Origin of the sequence: Tardiphaga sp. 285_C5_N1_2 (assembly GCF_052076065.1) — a bacterium.
Lineage (GTDB): Bacteria > Pseudomonadota > Alphaproteobacteria > Rhizobiales > Xanthobacteraceae > Tardiphaga > Tardiphaga robiniae.
On sequence record NZ_CP197241.1, the window covers coordinates 1,816,001 to 1,829,748 of the forward strand.

Annotated in this window: 19 protein-coding genes; 10 read left to right on the top strand and 9 right to left on the bottom strand. The window is 62.2% G+C overall.

The genetic code is table 11. The features are described from left to right. Positions 1–89 precede the first annotated feature (89 nt). Positions 90–308 carry a DUF3126 family protein gene (locus AB7951_RS08510; protein WP_068736180.1) on the top strand — a complete coding sequence of 73 codons (219 nt, stop codon included), beginning with the start codon at positions 90–92 and terminating at the stop codon, positions 306–308. 77 nt (positions 309–385) lie between these two features. Here the strand turns inward: AB7951_RS08510 and AB7951_RS08515 are convergent, their stop codons facing one another. Both AB7951_RS08515 and AB7951_RS08520 read right to left on the bottom strand, forming a co-directional pair. Further along, the gene (locus AB7951_RS08515; protein WP_068736182.1) at positions 386–1,036 is read right to left on the bottom strand and encodes a response regulator; all 651 of its coding nucleotides are present in this window, start codon (positions 1,034–1,036) and stop codon (positions 386–388) included. Continuing rightward, positions 1,033–2,412 (bottom strand): histidine kinase, encoded by a 1,380-nt coding sequence (locus AB7951_RS08520; RefSeq protein WP_120292602.1) that lies wholly within the window; start codon positions 2,410–2,412, stop codon positions 1,033–1,035. Before AB7951_RS08520 ends, AB7951_RS08515 begins: the two co-directional genes overlap by 4 nt. Before the next feature lie 194 nt (positions 2,413–2,606). Here AB7951_RS08520 and AB7951_RS08525 point away from each other — a divergent pair, with 194 nt between their 5' ends. The 3 genes from AB7951_RS08525 to AB7951_RS08535 are packed head-to-tail and all read left to right on the top strand — an operon-like array spanning position 2,607 to position 4,613. Then, entirely contained in the window at positions 2,607–3,368 is a 762-nt protein-coding gene (locus tag AB7951_RS08525) for a MotA/TolQ/ExbB proton channel family protein (protein WP_231080120.1), read from the top strand. Further along, complete coding sequence (locus AB7951_RS08530; protein ID WP_441255734.1) at positions 3,365–4,003, top strand: hypothetical protein; 639 nt, start codon at positions 3,365–3,367, stop codon at positions 4,001–4,003. The genes AB7951_RS08525 and AB7951_RS08530 overlap by 4 nt, the downstream gene beginning before the upstream one ends. Positions 4,004–4,007: 4 nt before the next feature. Further along, positions 4,008–4,613: a hypothetical protein gene (locus AB7951_RS08535; RefSeq protein ID WP_120292598.1), complete on the top strand. Its 606-nt coding sequence runs from the start codon at positions 4,008–4,010 to the stop codon at positions 4,611–4,613. Positions 4,614–5,714: 1,101 nt separating this feature from the next. Here AB7951_RS08535 and AB7951_RS08540 read toward each other — a convergent pair. Further along, positions 5,715–6,422, bottom strand: a complete 708-nt coding sequence (locus tag AB7951_RS08540) for a hypothetical protein (protein ID WP_120286921.1) — start codon at positions 6,420–6,422, stop codon at positions 5,715–5,717. 229 nt (positions 6,423–6,651) lie between these two features. Here AB7951_RS08540 and AB7951_RS08545 point away from each other — a divergent pair, with 229 nt between their 5' ends. Together AB7951_RS08545 and AB7951_RS08550 are read left to right on the top strand one after the other, a co-directional pair. Continuing rightward, positions 6,652–6,981: a DUF6949 family protein gene (locus AB7951_RS08545; protein WP_092147243.1), complete on the top strand. Its 330-nt coding sequence runs from the start codon at positions 6,652–6,654 to the stop codon at positions 6,979–6,981. Between the two features lie 48 nt (positions 6,982–7,029). Then, positions 7,030–7,560, top strand: a complete 531-nt coding sequence (locus AB7951_RS08550; protein ID WP_089264916.1) for a gamma carbonic anhydrase family protein — start codon at positions 7,030–7,032, stop codon at positions 7,558–7,560. A 124-nt stretch (positions 7,561–7,684) separates the two neighbouring features. Here AB7951_RS08550 and AB7951_RS08555 read toward each other — a convergent pair whose 3' ends face one another. Genes AB7951_RS08555 through AB7951_RS08565 form a run of 3 tightly spaced genes read right to left on the bottom strand, consistent with a single transcriptional unit; the run spans position 7,685 to position 8,395 of the window. Then, complete coding sequence (locus AB7951_RS08555) at positions 7,685–7,858, bottom strand: hypothetical protein (RefSeq protein WP_170849843.1); 174 nt, start codon at positions 7,856–7,858, stop codon at positions 7,685–7,687. Further along, a complete protein-coding gene (locus tag AB7951_RS08560) occupies positions 7,827–8,105 on the bottom strand; it encodes a hypothetical protein (RefSeq protein WP_093762017.1) in 279 nt (92 codons plus the stop codon). Before AB7951_RS08560 ends, AB7951_RS08555 begins: the two co-directional genes overlap by 32 nt. 8 nt (positions 8,106–8,113) lie before the next feature. Continuing rightward, a complete protein-coding gene (locus AB7951_RS08565) occupies positions 8,114–8,395 on the bottom strand; it encodes a hypothetical protein (RefSeq protein ID WP_439061761.1) in 282 nt (93 codons plus the stop codon). 108 nt (positions 8,396–8,503) lie between these two features. On the opposite strand from AB7951_RS08565, the gene AB7951_RS08570 reads away from it, so the two are divergent. The 3 genes from AB7951_RS08570 (at position 8,504) to AB7951_RS08580 (ending at position 9,632) form a co-directional block, all read left to right on the top strand. Further along, entirely contained in the window at positions 8,504–8,800 is a 297-nt protein-coding gene (locus AB7951_RS08570; protein WP_120286919.1) for a hypothetical protein, read from the top strand. A 155-nt stretch (positions 8,801–8,955) separates the two neighbouring features. After that, positions 8,956–9,327: a hypothetical protein gene (locus tag AB7951_RS08575; RefSeq protein ID WP_089264912.1), complete on the top strand. Its 372-nt coding sequence runs from the start codon at positions 8,956–8,958 to the stop codon at positions 9,325–9,327. 65 nt (positions 9,328–9,392) lie between these two features. Then, a complete protein-coding gene (locus tag AB7951_RS08580; protein WP_120286918.1) occupies positions 9,393–9,632 on the top strand; it encodes a hypothetical protein in 240 nt (79 codons plus the stop codon). 252 nt (positions 9,633–9,884) lie between these two features. Here the strand turns inward: AB7951_RS08580 and AB7951_RS08585 are convergent, their stop codons facing one another. The 3 genes from AB7951_RS08585 to AB7951_RS08595 form a co-directional block, all read right to left on the bottom strand. Next, a complete protein-coding gene (locus AB7951_RS08585; protein ID WP_120286917.1) occupies positions 9,885–10,508 on the bottom strand; it encodes a transglutaminase-like cysteine peptidase in 624 nt (207 codons plus the stop codon). A gap of 330 nt (positions 10,509–10,838) precedes the next feature. Continuing rightward, a complete protein-coding gene (locus AB7951_RS08590; protein WP_093762168.1) occupies positions 10,839–11,453 on the bottom strand; it encodes a PilZ domain-containing protein in 615 nt (204 codons plus the stop codon). A gap of 149 nt (positions 11,454–11,602) precedes the next feature. Further along, complete coding sequence (locus AB7951_RS08595; RefSeq protein ID WP_089264908.1) at positions 11,603–12,160, bottom strand: PAS domain-containing protein; 558 nt, start codon at positions 12,158–12,160, stop codon at positions 11,603–11,605. A gap of 588 nt (positions 12,161–12,748) precedes the next feature. On the opposite strand from AB7951_RS08595, the gene AB7951_RS08600 reads away from it, so the two are divergent. Continuing rightward, the gene (locus AB7951_RS08600; protein WP_441255735.1) at positions 12,749–13,522 is read left to right on the top strand and encodes a rhomboid family intramembrane serine protease; all 774 of its coding nucleotides are present in this window, start codon (positions 12,749–12,751) and stop codon (positions 13,520–13,522) included. Positions 13,523–13,748: the final 226 nt, after the last annotated feature.

A 13,748-nucleotide genomic window follows, 5' to 3' on the forward strand; every position in this document is an offset into this window, starting at 1 on the left:
TTTCGAGAAACGGCCTAGCCGTGGCCGTCATCTCGCATTAAAGCTTCTCTCCATCAGCTCAACAGACATCAACTGCATTGGAGACACCTGTGGACGTTCAGGAAGTCAGAAAGCTCGACGCCTATCTCAAGCGCGTGTTCGGCAACCAGAAGCTCCGCGTGGTGCCGCGCCCGAAGAAGGACGACTCCGCCGAAGTCTATATCGGCGAAGAATTTATCGGCGTGCTGTTCGTCGATGACGAAGACGACGATCGCTCGTTCCAGTTCCAGATGGCGATCCTGGAAGAAGACCTCGTCGATAACGGCTGAGGAGGCGCCTTGCCCCGCTTGGCGGCGGCGAGATCAGCGCAAGCGCTGCGCGGGCCTTCGCGCTTGGGCACCACACGCTAGGCCGCGTTGTCCGGCGCGACCAGGCCGGCGGCGGTGGCAAGCCAGACCAGGTGCGCGTCGGTGCGCGCGCCGATCTTCGATTTGATCTGGTAGTGATAATTCTGCACGGTCTTGGTGCTCAGATTGAGCGACGTCGCGATCTGCTCCGTGGTCCAGCCTGACGCCACCAGCCGCAGGATTTCCGTTTCGCGCGGCCCGAGATCTTCCACCAGCGACCGTTCGTTGCCGAGCCGCTCGCTGGCGATTTCGCGCGCGATGTCTTCGCTCAATGCGCGTCCGCCGCGGGCGACGGTAGCGATGGCGCGCACCAGTTCGTGCGGCGCGCTGCTCTTTGTGATGTAACCGCAGGCGCCAGCCTCGAACGCTTTTAGCGCGAATGCGGCGCTCGCATGCATGGTGAACACCAGCAGGCGCGCGGTGCGATCCCATTGCCGGATATGCCGGATCGCTTCCAGCCCGCCGGGGCCGGGCAGCGACAGATCCATGACCACCACGTCCGGGCGCTCTGCCTGATAGGCGCGATAGGCCGCAGCGGCATCCTCGGCCTCGGCGCTGACGCGAAAACCGACCTGCCGCTCCAGTAGCCGGCGATAGCCTTCGCGCACCACCGGATGGTCGTCGACCAGCAGGATGCTGACGGCGGTCATGCCGCCGCCTGTCGCGGCAGCAGCGGAATCACCGCGGCCACGCGGATACCGTGTGCCGCCGGAGCGATCGACAGGCTGCCGCCAAGCGCTGCGATGCGTTCGCGGATGCCGAGAATGCCGTGACCGGAGGCGGTGTGGGCCTGTGCGGCGTCGCCGCCGCCGTCGTCCTCGACACTGACGGCGATGGCGTCGCGGACCTCTTCCCCATGGCTGACGCGGAGATGAACGTGCTGCGGCCGGCCGTGGCGTGCGGCGTTGGTGAGGCACTCCTGCGCGATGCGGTAGATGTTGACGGCGGCTTCTGCGGGGACGGCGGTGAGATCGCCGGTTACGTCGAGATGAAACACGGCGCGCCGCGTCGTGCTCGCATTCCACTGCGCCACCAGTTGCACAAGGCTGGCCTGCAATCCCAGTTCTTCGAGGTCCTGTGAGCGCAGCCGCGCCAGCGCGCTGCGCAGCGTCGTCATCATCTGGCCGGTGATGCGGGCGACGGCGCGGGCATCGTCGGCCAGATCGGGACGGGACGGCGTGGCGCCGGCCTCGATGGCTGCGGCGAGCGCCGCGGTGGCGGTGAGGCACTGACCGAACTCGTCGTGCAGATCGCGCGCCAGTGCGCGGCGTTCTTCTTCCTGTACCTGAAACAGTCGTTTGGTCAGTGCGACGCGTTCGGCGGTGGTGGCCGCGAGACGGCCGGCGAGATCGTTGACGGCGCGGGCGATATGGCTGAATTCGGTGGCGCCGAAAGCGGGCAGGCGATGGCGGTGGTCACCATGTTCGAGGCGGCGCAGGCCGCGTACGATGCTCCGGGCCGGCATCAGCGCATGGCCGATCAGGAGGATCGCGAGCAGACTGATGCCCAACGCCATCGCCGCGGCGATGCTGACCATCACGGTCACCTGCCGCCATGCCTGACGCACGGCGGTGGCGGGGTCGACACGGGCTTGCACGGTGCCTGCATCGCGCTGCCGCACGGTAAGCGGCCGCGTCTCCGTGGCATGTGGCCCGAACAGCGCGCCGTAGAGACTGACGAACCATGATGGCGCCGTGCTGCCGATGTCTTCGGTCTGGCTGCACAGGTCGAAGGGCGGCGCGCTGCCGAGCCGGAAGTCAATGCACACGCCTGGCGCGATCACCTTCATGGTAGCAATGGATTTCCAGTCCGGCAGCGGCAGCAGTGCATCGCGGTAAGTGCCGTCGCGCCACAGCAATTCGCGCCAGTACAGGTTCTGCAGGGTTGTCGCGACGCGGTCGGCGGAGGCGGCGGTGTCGGCCTCGATGGTGCGGTGCGCATCGACCAAAATCCATCCGATCGTACAGGCCAGACAGAGCAGCACCACGGCGACGAGACGAAGAACGAGATGTATCAGCAGGCGCATGATCGCATTCCCCGCGGTGAGACATTGATATTAAAGCGGCACGCGCCGTGGTCTGGCAAGCGGTTCTGCATCGTTTGGGCAATTTGCCCGGTATGTCGCGGGTGCGATGCCCTTGGAGGCTCAGTCGTACAGGCGGCAGATTGAAGCCAACCGCCGATCGTGATCGGTGAAACAACCAGCAGGAGGGACATGTGGTGAGCCGGCATCATCTCGATCCGGCGGATCGCGCGCCGCTGCTGCACTGGTTGATCTTTACCGGGCTCTGCCTGTTCGCCGCGGTTCTGCTTTGGCACTATGGCCTGGTGCGGCAGATGCTTGCCGTCGATCGCACCTATATCTCGTCAGTGATCGTACTGCTCTATTTCGGTGCGTCGCTGCATTGCCTGTGGCGCCTGATCGCAGTGTCGCGCGAAGCCGACGCGGCGCGGGGTGCAGCGGAGCTATTCGCGGAGGGCGGCCAACGCATCGTCGTGGCCGGCGACGGTGTCGCGATCGACGGCGTCGGTGCGTTGCCAAAAGGCCTGATGGCGTCGCATATCCGCGACCTCGCCGTGAAGTCCGCACTGCAAAGCGGTCGGCAGCTCGACCAGACGCTGCTGCTGCGTCGTCTCGCCGGTAATTTGCGCGGCTCGAACGGATTCGGCGGCTTTGCCGGCGACACGCTGATGAAACTCGGCCTGATCGGCACGATAGTTGGCTTCATCATGATGCTGGCGCCGATCGCCGGCCTCGACACCGGCAATCAGGGCGCCATCAAGGCCTCCATGAACCTGATGAGCGAAGGCATGGCGGTGGCGATGTATACCACGCTGGCGGGGCTGATCGGTTCGATCCTGATCCGCATCCAGTATTACATGCTGGAGGACGCAACCGCCAAACTGTTCGCCTTTGCCGTCGGCGTCATCGACGTCCACGCCGTGTCGCTGCTCGAACGTGAAGCGGAGCACGCGAAGTGATCGACGAGTTTGAATTCTCTGGCAAGGAAGCACCGTTCGATCCGCTCGGCGTCATGCTGTTCAAGGCGCTGCAGGTGATCGCCTTCCTGTTCTTCATTGCGCTGCTGGCGATCAAGACCAAAGACGACGAAGGCAAGGTCGATCCCAAGCTGGAATTCATGATCACGGTGAGCTGGCCCGACAAGCACCCGGACGACATCGATATGTTCGTGCGGGATCCGCTCGGCAACATTGTATGGTACCGGCGGCGTGAGACCGGCTTCATGGTGCTCGACCGCGATGATCGCGGCGGGCTCAACGATTTCATCATGGTCAACGGCCAGAAGGTGCTCTCGCCGATCCGCCAGGAGATCGTCAGCCTGCGCGGGATCGTGGCCGGCGAGTACATCGTCAACATCTACCATTTCGCCGCGCTGACCGGACAGCCAGTGCCAGTGACGGTCAAGGTCGAGAAGCTGAATCCGAAAGTACAGGTGGTGCACTACGACACCGTCAATGTCGATCATGGCGGCGCCGAGACAACCGCGGTGCGCTTCATCATGGACAAGACCGGCAATGTTACCGAGGTCAATCACGACCAGACATCGCTCGTGCAGATGCTGAACAAGCGGTACAGGGAGCGCAAGGCCGGATGAAGCGATGAGCCTGCAAGCCAGCATTATCGGTCTGTCGCTCGGCTACGTGCTGCTCGGCCTGTTGCTGTTGCTGGCGGTGGTGCGGACGCGGCTGCCGTGGCCGGTGAAGGCCGGCGCGGTGGCGGTGACTTCGGCGTTTTACGTGCTGGTGTTCTTCCGCACCCAGGGCCTGCTCGGCTGGTCGGCGGACGATCCGCTGCCGCCGAACTTCCAGTTGTTGTGGGTGCGCAGCGTCGAGCCCAACATCGCCCAGGGCGAGCCCGGTGCCATCCACATGTGGGTCGAGGCCCTCGACGACGACAATCTCCCGAGCGGGGCGCCGCGGGCCTATCGGCGGCCTTACTCCACCGCGCTCGCGCGCAAGGCTGAGCGTGCGCGCACTGAGATCGCCGCGGGTCATCCGCAAGGCGGGCGTGCCGCGCAATTCGGATCCGGCGAGGGCGAGTTGCCACCTGGTGGCCCGCCAGGTGCGTTGTTCGCTAGCGGCGAGCCCGGCGGCGATCCGTCCGGCGGTGGCCTGCTGGACCCCGCTTTCATGCGCGGCGACTCCCAGTCCATCACATTCGCCCCAATGCCCGTGCCCGTCCTGCCAGCCAAAGATGTGCCGTAGCGGCGATGGCCGGCGCGAAGGTTAGCTCCGCTTGGGGTGGCGGGGAATCCTGATCCAAGGTCGTCATTCCTGGGCGTGCGTCGCCGGCGAAGCCGGCAGAGCGCGAACCCGGAATCCCGCTGTGTTTGGCGCGATCGTAGACTCCCACGCTGAGATTCCGGGTTCGCGTCCGGCAAGTGCCGGCCGCGCCCCGGAATGACAATTTGTGGCCAGGGACGCGCTAAACATTTTTTCCTATCTAGTGTTGACAATATCCCGACGTGGATTATATTCCCCTTCGTCCTGCCCCACCGAGAGGGGCGATCGCGATCGTCACGTTCGCGGGGTGGGATGCGGTGGACGCCGGAGATGCGGCGTCACGCGGTTCATGGGGTGACGTCTGTCTTCGGGCAGGACGGATCTGCGCCAGCACTGCCACTGGCAAGGAGACGGCCGGCCCTGGGCGGAAAGACTCCCTGGACAGTGTGACGGACGACCAAATCGAAACGCGTTCGGCCAAGTGCTTTGCGGCTACCCTGTCCCTCCGCCCTGGGACATTAATTTTGGTGATGGGACCGTTCGCCATGGCAGATGTGCAGGCAACCGAAAAAACACCGCAGGCGGAACGTCGGGCACTTGCTCGGCGCCTCCGAAAGTCCTGATGCACTCTCAATTGCGGAAGACCGCATTCGCATCAGGCCCAAGGGTGCAACGGGCACCCGGCGTTCCGCACGCCCTCTCACAGGAGGGTGGGAATGCAAACCACGACGGCGCCCCCGCGCCGCAAACAATGGGGGTGATGACGCATGTCTGAAGAGCAGTGGCTGTTTGACAGTTGAATCTGCGATGGCGCGATGAAGGCGCCGCCCCCACAGGTGTCATCCCCGGGCTTGACCCGGGGATCCAGCTTGGCCCGCACACCGTCGCACAAGACAAGGTGGATGGCCGGGTCAAGCCCGGCCATGACGTGGGGAGAGGCCTGGGATTATTGCGAAGCTCGCTTCGCGCCATCCGGCCATGACGAGTGAGAGGGTTACGCAAGATCGTGGGATGGAGTGAGCGCAGGCGCATCGCGAAGACGCTCACCCCATCCTGCGATGAACGCAATCACGATGAGCGTGTTTACCGCAGCCCGCTGAGCTGCATCGTCAGTCGATCCATCGCATTGCCCACATCGCGCCATTGCGCGAGCCAGCTACGCGGAAAACGGAAAATGAGATCGGCGCCGCCGATGCGGCGTTCGCTCATGCACATGCCTTCCGTGGCGCCGTCGCGCGTGCAGCGCGCCACCAGCGCTGGCGTCGTGCCGAGAAACAGATCTTCATTGCTGTAGGGCGAGTTGTCGCGGAATGGCTGCGTGGTCAGCCCGTCTTCGCTTGATGTCGCGCGGTCGATATAGCGCGGATAGATCGTGCGCAGGCGGATGTCCGGCGAGGTCGCATCGTGATGCGCCGAGATCGAGACGAAGATGCGATCGATCGGCTGTGCGTTCTCATCGAAATTCTCGACGCTGACATGCCTCGGCAGGTTGCTCGCTTCGAGCGATGGATAGACATAGCTCAGATCGACGCGTTCCTGCGGCCCTGAATGTTTCTGCACCTTGCGGCGAAACGCATGGGTTGGGACGTTGAACAGCGTGGCGCCTACGCTCACCGGAATGCGGTCGGGATCGCCGGGCTTCTGGCTCTGCCAGGTCGGCCACAACAGATAGGCCACCACTGCGATAGCGGGGGCTGCAAGCGCTGCACCGATCAGCATCGGTACGACGTGGTTGCGGCGGTGGCGGCGCCGCGGCCGCGTCGTCGGGTGGGTCGGAAACAGCAGAGACATGCGCACGCTAAATTGGAACTGGGACGGTGTACCGGGTGGGCGAATCAACCGCGAATATGCCAGCCGATGGTTAACGGCCTCGCGCGCCTCGCCGCAGGCGGTATCCGGGAGCCATGCACCGCGCGCGGTTCCCGACCGTGCCGTTAACCCTTTATTAACGTTGTGCTGGCGGGGAGCTTCGCATTTTGCGATGCAGGGCGGTGTTTGTACGTGCCGTGAAAGAGCTTCGATGTCCCCCGATGCGTTGAATTCATTCTTCCAGCTATGCATTGGCTTCGCGCTCGCAGGTGCCATTGCAAGCGCCTATCAGGCCTTTGCCAAACGTCCCCCGAGCTTCAGCCTGCTCCAGCAGGGGCCATCCCCTGAAGCCTTCGCAGCCGTGCCGCTGCTGGTCTTCACGGCGCCTTTCATCATCATGCGCAACACGCTCCGAAACGGTGCAGCCGAGCAGCATCGCATTCAGTTCGTGATGATCGCGACGGTGCTGTCGGGCATCTGGAGCCTGATGTCGGGCACCTTCATCGTGATGACCCTGGAAGCGCTGGGCATACTGGCCTAAGCGCAAGAATCCGTGGCAGTGTCTCCCGCAAAGGGAGACCACTAAATCATGGCAATCTACGAACTCGACGGACAGGGACCGGATCTTCCGGCTAGCGGAAATTACTTTATCGCCGACACGGCCGATGTGATCGGCAAGATTCGTTTGCTGGAGCAGGCGAGTGTCTGGTTCGGCGCGGTGCTGCGCGGCGACAACGAATGGATCGAGATCGGTGAAGGCTCCAATGTGCAGGACAACTGCACGTGCCATACCGACAAGGGCTTTCCCCTGACCATCGGCAAGAACTGCACCGTCGGCCACAATGTCATCCTGCACGGCTGCACGATTGAAGACGGCGCGCTGATCGGCATGGGCTCGATCGTGATGAACGGCGCAAAAATTGGCAAGAACAGCATCGTGGGCGCCGGCTCGGTGATCACCGAGGGCAAGGAATTTCCGGAGAATTCGCTGATCATCGGATCGCCGGCGCGCGTCATTCGCACGCTGTCGCCGGAGCAGGTGACGGCGATGGGCAGCGCGGCGCGATTCTATGCGGCCAACGGCCCGCGTTTCCAGAAAGGCCTCAAGAAGATCGGCTAGAGCGTTTTAGAGCGAAGCGGGTACCGGTTCGCATCAAGAAAACGCGTCTCAACAAAAAGCCAGAGCCTCGGTTCTGATTCTATCAGAACCGAAAAGGCTCTCGTTGTGATCGCATGCAGCGCGATCACGTTCCTTCGGACTCATTGGCTTCTGTTTCGCCGGCCACGCGCTCGTGGCCGGCGCTCCATAGCGAATGCTCCTCGGTGCCGTCCTGATAGGGATTGGCCTCGGCAGGAATGCCCTCGCTGGCGGCACGCTCGCCTTCCTCAAATGGATCTTTTTGCGGATCGTTTGGCATGGGCCTTCTTCCTTGCTGGACGTGACGAGGCGGGGCGCATCGCAGTGTTGCGGCTTGAAGCGGATGATGGACCAGCGGCTTTCACGCTCTTCCGGAGCGCATCCTTGAGATCGATCGGAACGCCGTGCTTCTTCAGGAGGTCGGCGAAGGCTTCATCCGCAAGTTCTTGCGTCGTCGCCATGCGGTCGCGACCGAGCTGGATGAGCTTGTCGAGGGTCTCGTCGTCGAAGTCGATCAGCTTGCGCATGACATCTGCTAACTGAGGCCCGGCTTGCGCCAGCGCGATCGCTTGCGCGTCGGGTCGAATACTTTCTCCTGATGGCGATGCAGCGCCTGTGCAATGCCGAGGCGGGCGAAGCTGACAGGGCCGCCGTAGTCCGCCGCCTCGATCAGGCAATGCATCGCGGTCTGCCACTCCTTTGCATCGTGTTCAGATGGTGACAGCTGTGTGATGTAAGCGCCGGCGTCGCGCAGCGACACCAGCGTGTTGCCGTTGGGCAATTCGATCGGTTCGCGAAACGGCTTGTCCCAGGACACGCAGGCTTCTCCTCGGCAATGTCAGGGATTCAAGCCGCCGGCGCCAAATTCGTTCCCGCAACGGAACCCGTTTCCGCTGTTCTCGTTGAACGCCAAAGGAGATTTCCAATGGCGCATTCCTCGAAACTCATCGCGACTGCAACGGCTACCGTCCTGTTGTCGTCAGTCGCGGCGTTCGCCCAATCCGGCGGCGCAGGCGGCGGCGCGACAGGTGGTGCTGCGGGTACCAATAGTGCAGGCACGGCGAATGCGAGCGGTGGACGCGCCGCGACCGGGATCACGGCAGGCGCGAGCGGGACCGGACAGGCGTCGCCCGATGGCAAGCCGGCGACGGGCGATGCAGCGGTCGATGCGCAGGATCGTGCCGTTGATCGCAAGGTGAAGAGCATCTGCAAGGGGTGCTAGCGCAACGTTGCGCGACAGGCTTTCAGCAACACACCGTAACCGACAGTCGCGAACAAGTGACGGCTATTGATCGTCGCACCGTGGCGGTTCGCGAACGAAAGAGCTACCTATTTGACTGGGCGGCGCTGTAAGTGACCCGTGACGGAGTGTAGTTGATGTTACGCAAATTGGTGTTTGGTCTGTTGACCCTTGCCGCAGTCGCGCTGGTCGCGCCGACAGCCGCATCGGCGCGCGGTGGCGGCGGGCATGGTGGCGGCGGATTCCACGGCGGTGGATTCCATGGTGGTGGTGGCTGGCATGGCGGCGGCTTCGGCCGTGGATTTCGCGGTGCTGGAATAGGATTGGGATTTGGCCTCGCCGGCGCCGGCCTTTATGGCGGTTACTACGGCTACGGCCCCTATGCGTATTACGGTGGGTACCCCTACGCTTATGGCGGTTATGATGACGAAGGCGGATGTTACATAACGCGTAAGCGCGTACGGACACCGGCTGGATATCGGGTGCGTCGTGTCGAGGTTTGTGACTGATTGGCCTTGAGCGACGCCACCTGATTACCTCGTCGGCTCCAGCATGGCTGTGCTGGAGCCACATCATGGCTGGTCAGATTGCCTGGTACGCGTTTTGCAAAATCGAAACGATGACCATGACCCTCGACATTGCCAATCTCACGCTGCTGTTTGTCACCACCGTCTTTGCGCTGGTGATGGCTTTCGTCTGGATGTTCTGTGAGTTCGAACGCCGGTTCGGGAAGCGGTTGACAGCGACTGCACTCGTGCGCTTCGGCTATCGGCCCGACGGCACCATCGACCGAAACGCAAATCGCCGCGACTAGTGCGGCGATTTTCTTGTCTGTTCGTGTTCCTCGGACGTCAGTCCGGGATCAGTCAAGCACTTTGTAGTTCGTCAGCCAAGCCTGCCATCTGTTTCCATGCATCGGCGGCAGCTTGCTATCGGCAGCCGCGTGACTGCCACCCCAAAAAGTTGCGGCCGAACCTTGGGGGAGGTTCGGCCGCGCGCGATCCGGTCTGGGACGGGGAGGGGTGGGGATGTGACCGGGTCGCGTGTCTCCAATTCGTGTTGTTGTTTAGCGATCCCGCGCGCTGGCCGTAGCCACTGCAGGACGGTTGTCGCCGAGCGAGACCCACACATTCGGATCGCTCTGTGACTGGCGTTTGACGAAGCGGTAGCCGGTCTCGGTCCAGGCGAGGACGTTCTCATTCTGGTTGTCCAGAACGTATTCGCCCTTGTCCGTCTTCACCGTGAGCACGGCGTGGCCTTCGCCCTTCTTGTCACGCACCACGGTGATCAGCAGCGCCTCACGTGGCCAGCCTGCTTCGATCAGCATCTTGCGCTTCAGGAGCACATAGTCTTCGCAGTCACCGTAACCATCTGATGGCAGCGACCACTTTTCGATCACGCCCCAATGATCCATGTCGGTCATTGGCTTGATGGTCTCGTTGACCCAGCGATTGACCCGCACCAGATCCTTCCACGCAGTCTGCGTGATGACGATGTCGCGTGGTTGGCTTGCGCCGCCGCGGCAGTCGGTCGGATTGTCTGAACAGAATTCGACCCAGCCGATCGGCGCGCGTGTGCTGTCGCCCAGGCTTGCGTAGAGTTTTTCGTTGCCGGCACGTGCCGACGAAGTCACTCCAAGAAGGACTGCTAAAACGGCCAGTCCGAAGTATCGCCCCTTGTTACCAAACATTGTGGCCCCCGTTTTCTTGTTGGGACCATGTTTCGCACAAAGGATTTTCGTCGCCGCTAAATCGCTCAAGTACAATTGAAGCGATTACAAGTAAAAGGCGCGGCGAATTCGAACTATACTTGAATCGAATGCGATTCAAATTTTAGCTAATTGTATTTGATTCAAATTTTACGCGTTAATGGCTTGAATGCCGCAATTCAGGAACTTGCGTGCAAAAGCGGCGTGAAATTAACCCCTCGCGACCGCGTGCAGATGGCGCGCAACGGTATCCGCTCACGCGGATAGCGCCTTCAGGACATTGAAAAACGAGGATCGGGGGCGTTCGGCCGTTTACCGGGCGTTGACGCTGTCTTCGAGCGTCTCTGCCAACTGCTCGTGGAAGAACTCCAGCGCGAAGCCTTCTTCGAGATGGCGGACCACACGGGACTGGATTCGGCCGAGCATGACAATCGAGTTCAGCGGCGGACGTTTCTCTGCCGCGATGGCGGCGCCGGACAGTGACAGGTCGATAATGCGGCCGTTCATCTGAACACCATCCTCGAGGGTGAGGAGCACCATCGGATTGCGCGGCACGATACGGTCGTGGCGGCGGTCTTCCGGCAGATTGAGAATGTCGCGGTTGGCCAGCCAGGTCAGCTGGGCTGCCAGCTTGTCGCGTTTGCGCGGTGTCGCACCCACGGTCATGGCGAAGCCGTTGTCGATGATCCGGGTGATTTTACCTTCGACACGGCCGATATGGTCGAGATAGGCGATGACGCGGTCGCCCACATTGCCGATGCCGGGACCGAGCAGCGCGAGGCCGCCGGGCGACATATTGATGACCTGACACGGAAATTCGCGGCGATCCGGCAGCATATAGCGGCCAAGCAGGTGCACTTTCACCCGCTGAAAGCGACGGCGTTCTTCTGCAGACGGAAGAATCGATTTTGTTTGCGCGAACGCCATCAGTGCCGTGCCGGTGATGCGGGTCGAGTTTCGACCGACCCTACGGCCCGTAGGGTTAACGCCGCGTTAGCAAATACCGAACTGGCGCAACCAGTTGGCGTGATTATTCTGCGCGACACTTATAATGAGCAGCGTCCGTAGAAGGCTGCTCAGCGCAGCCCTTCATAGACCATCAGGCCGCGGGCAACCTGCAGTTTGCGCAGGGCGCGCGGCGCAAAGCGCTGCGGCTGGTGGGCGAGATAGCGAAACGACGTCAGCTGGAATGCGCCGAGCCGGCCGCGGACTTCATACATGGGCGCCAGCAGGCCGGTCAGGCTGATAGGGGAATGCGCGCGCGTCGCGAATGGCAGCAACAGCAGTTCCAGATGCGCCTTCTGACCGAATTCGGTCATTGCGGTCACGCCAGCAACGGCGACGAGTTGCTCTTCGGATACGACGGTGATCATGTCCCGGATCTCGTCGCGACACTCGGGGGCGAACAGCAACGGAAACGGCTGGTTCTTCAGGTCGCGGCCCAGCAGGGCACAAACTCTTGTGCCGGCCACGCGGAACGGGAATTCGACGGGCTGGTCATAGGACAGCACGAAGATGTCGCCGAGCAATTCGCGCACGGGGCCGGGTTCCAGCTCGCTCCGATCGGGAGCGCGTGCAAAACCGCGTTTGTCGTCCCAATAGGCGAAGAACGCGCGGCTGGATGGATGTTTCATTCGCCTGATCCTGACCCGGCTTGCAGTGGATCGGGGACATTTCTGTCCCGAATCCATCCATCGCTCGCCGCTACATGTTGTGCAGATCAGTCATTGCAGCGTCCATGCCGAAGGCGCGTTTTCCACCGCGTTCGGGCGGGTATCCGCCGTTAAGGTTAAGTTTACTATCATTGTTAGGATCTCATTAACCGTCGGGTTTCGGAGCGGGTGGACCCGTTCGCCGTTAACTCTAAGTTAAGCATGCGCTTGGCAACGCGGGGATTGCCGGTAGTCTCCTGCTCACTCCAGAGCGGAGCGGACTGTCTCCAGCAGTTCGTGACGCGCTTCTATAAACAGGTGGCTGAAAACAGAATTGGTCGTCACGCGGGGAGGGGTGGGGATGTCGGCTTGTCCGGCACACCGGGACATCCATCCGCGGGAAAAGATCAAGACGGACCCGGGGAGAGCCTTTCTCAGAGGCTCTCCCTTTTCTTTTCGGGTGGGTTTGCTGCCCCGCGGCGATCCCGAGCTTGCGTGGTACCGGCAAAGCCGACTATCTGGAGCATCGCTCGCCAGAGCCGCTGACAGGCCGTTATCCCCTTGGACACCTTGGATTCCCCCGCTCCCCCGCGCGAACCGATCCTGACCCTGCCGGGCGCCCTGACGGCTTATGTCGGGTTGCTCGCCGTGATCCACATTATCCGCATGTTGCTGCCGGTGGATCTGGAATACTGGACCATTGAGGTCTTCGGTTTCATTCCGAAGCGCTACGACCAGACGCTACTGTCGATGCCGTTTCCCGGCGGCAACGGCGCCAAGGTCTGGAGTTTCGTCACTTATTCCCTGTTGCACGCCAATCTTAGCCATATCGGTTTTAACGTGTTGTGGCTGCTGCCGTTCGGCAGCGCGCTGGCGCGGCGCTTCGGCGCGGTCCGCTTCTTCATCTTCATGGCGGTGACGGCTGTGGCTGGCGCCGCCGCGCATCTGGTTACCCATGAACACGCACTCGCCCCGATGATCGGCGCCTCGGCTTCGGTCTCCGGCGCGATGGCGGCTGCCATCCGTTTTGCCTTCGTGCGCGGCAGCTTTCTGTCGTTCAACCGCGGCGATGCCGATGAAGCGGCACGTGTGCCGGCGCTTCCGCTGCTGCGTTCATTGCGCGATCCGCGCGTGATCGGATTTCTGGCGGTCTGGTTCGGCGTCAATATCATCTTCGGCGTCGGCTCGATTGCGATCGGCGCGGAAGGGGCGAGCGTTGCGTGGCAGGCGCATATCGGCGGCTTCTTCGCCGGGCTGCTGCTGTTCTCGCTGTTCGATCCTATTCCGAGGTTGCAGCGCACGGGTTCGCAAACATCGTCTCCGGACATCTCCGACCTGTATTAAGCGCGTACCGGCTTCTTGCGAGGCCGACGCATTTGATCCATCTTATGTATTCGACAGGTGACTCACGTTGGCAGGTTCGGCCCTTGAGGTCGATCCCGTTCCCGGCGCGAACGGTGTTTCAGTGCGATCACCACATCTGAACGACTGTTGAACTGCGCTGTTACACTGCATCTGTCTGACGACCCTAGAATGAAAGACCGCGCCCGACAAAGGGCATGGTCGACTT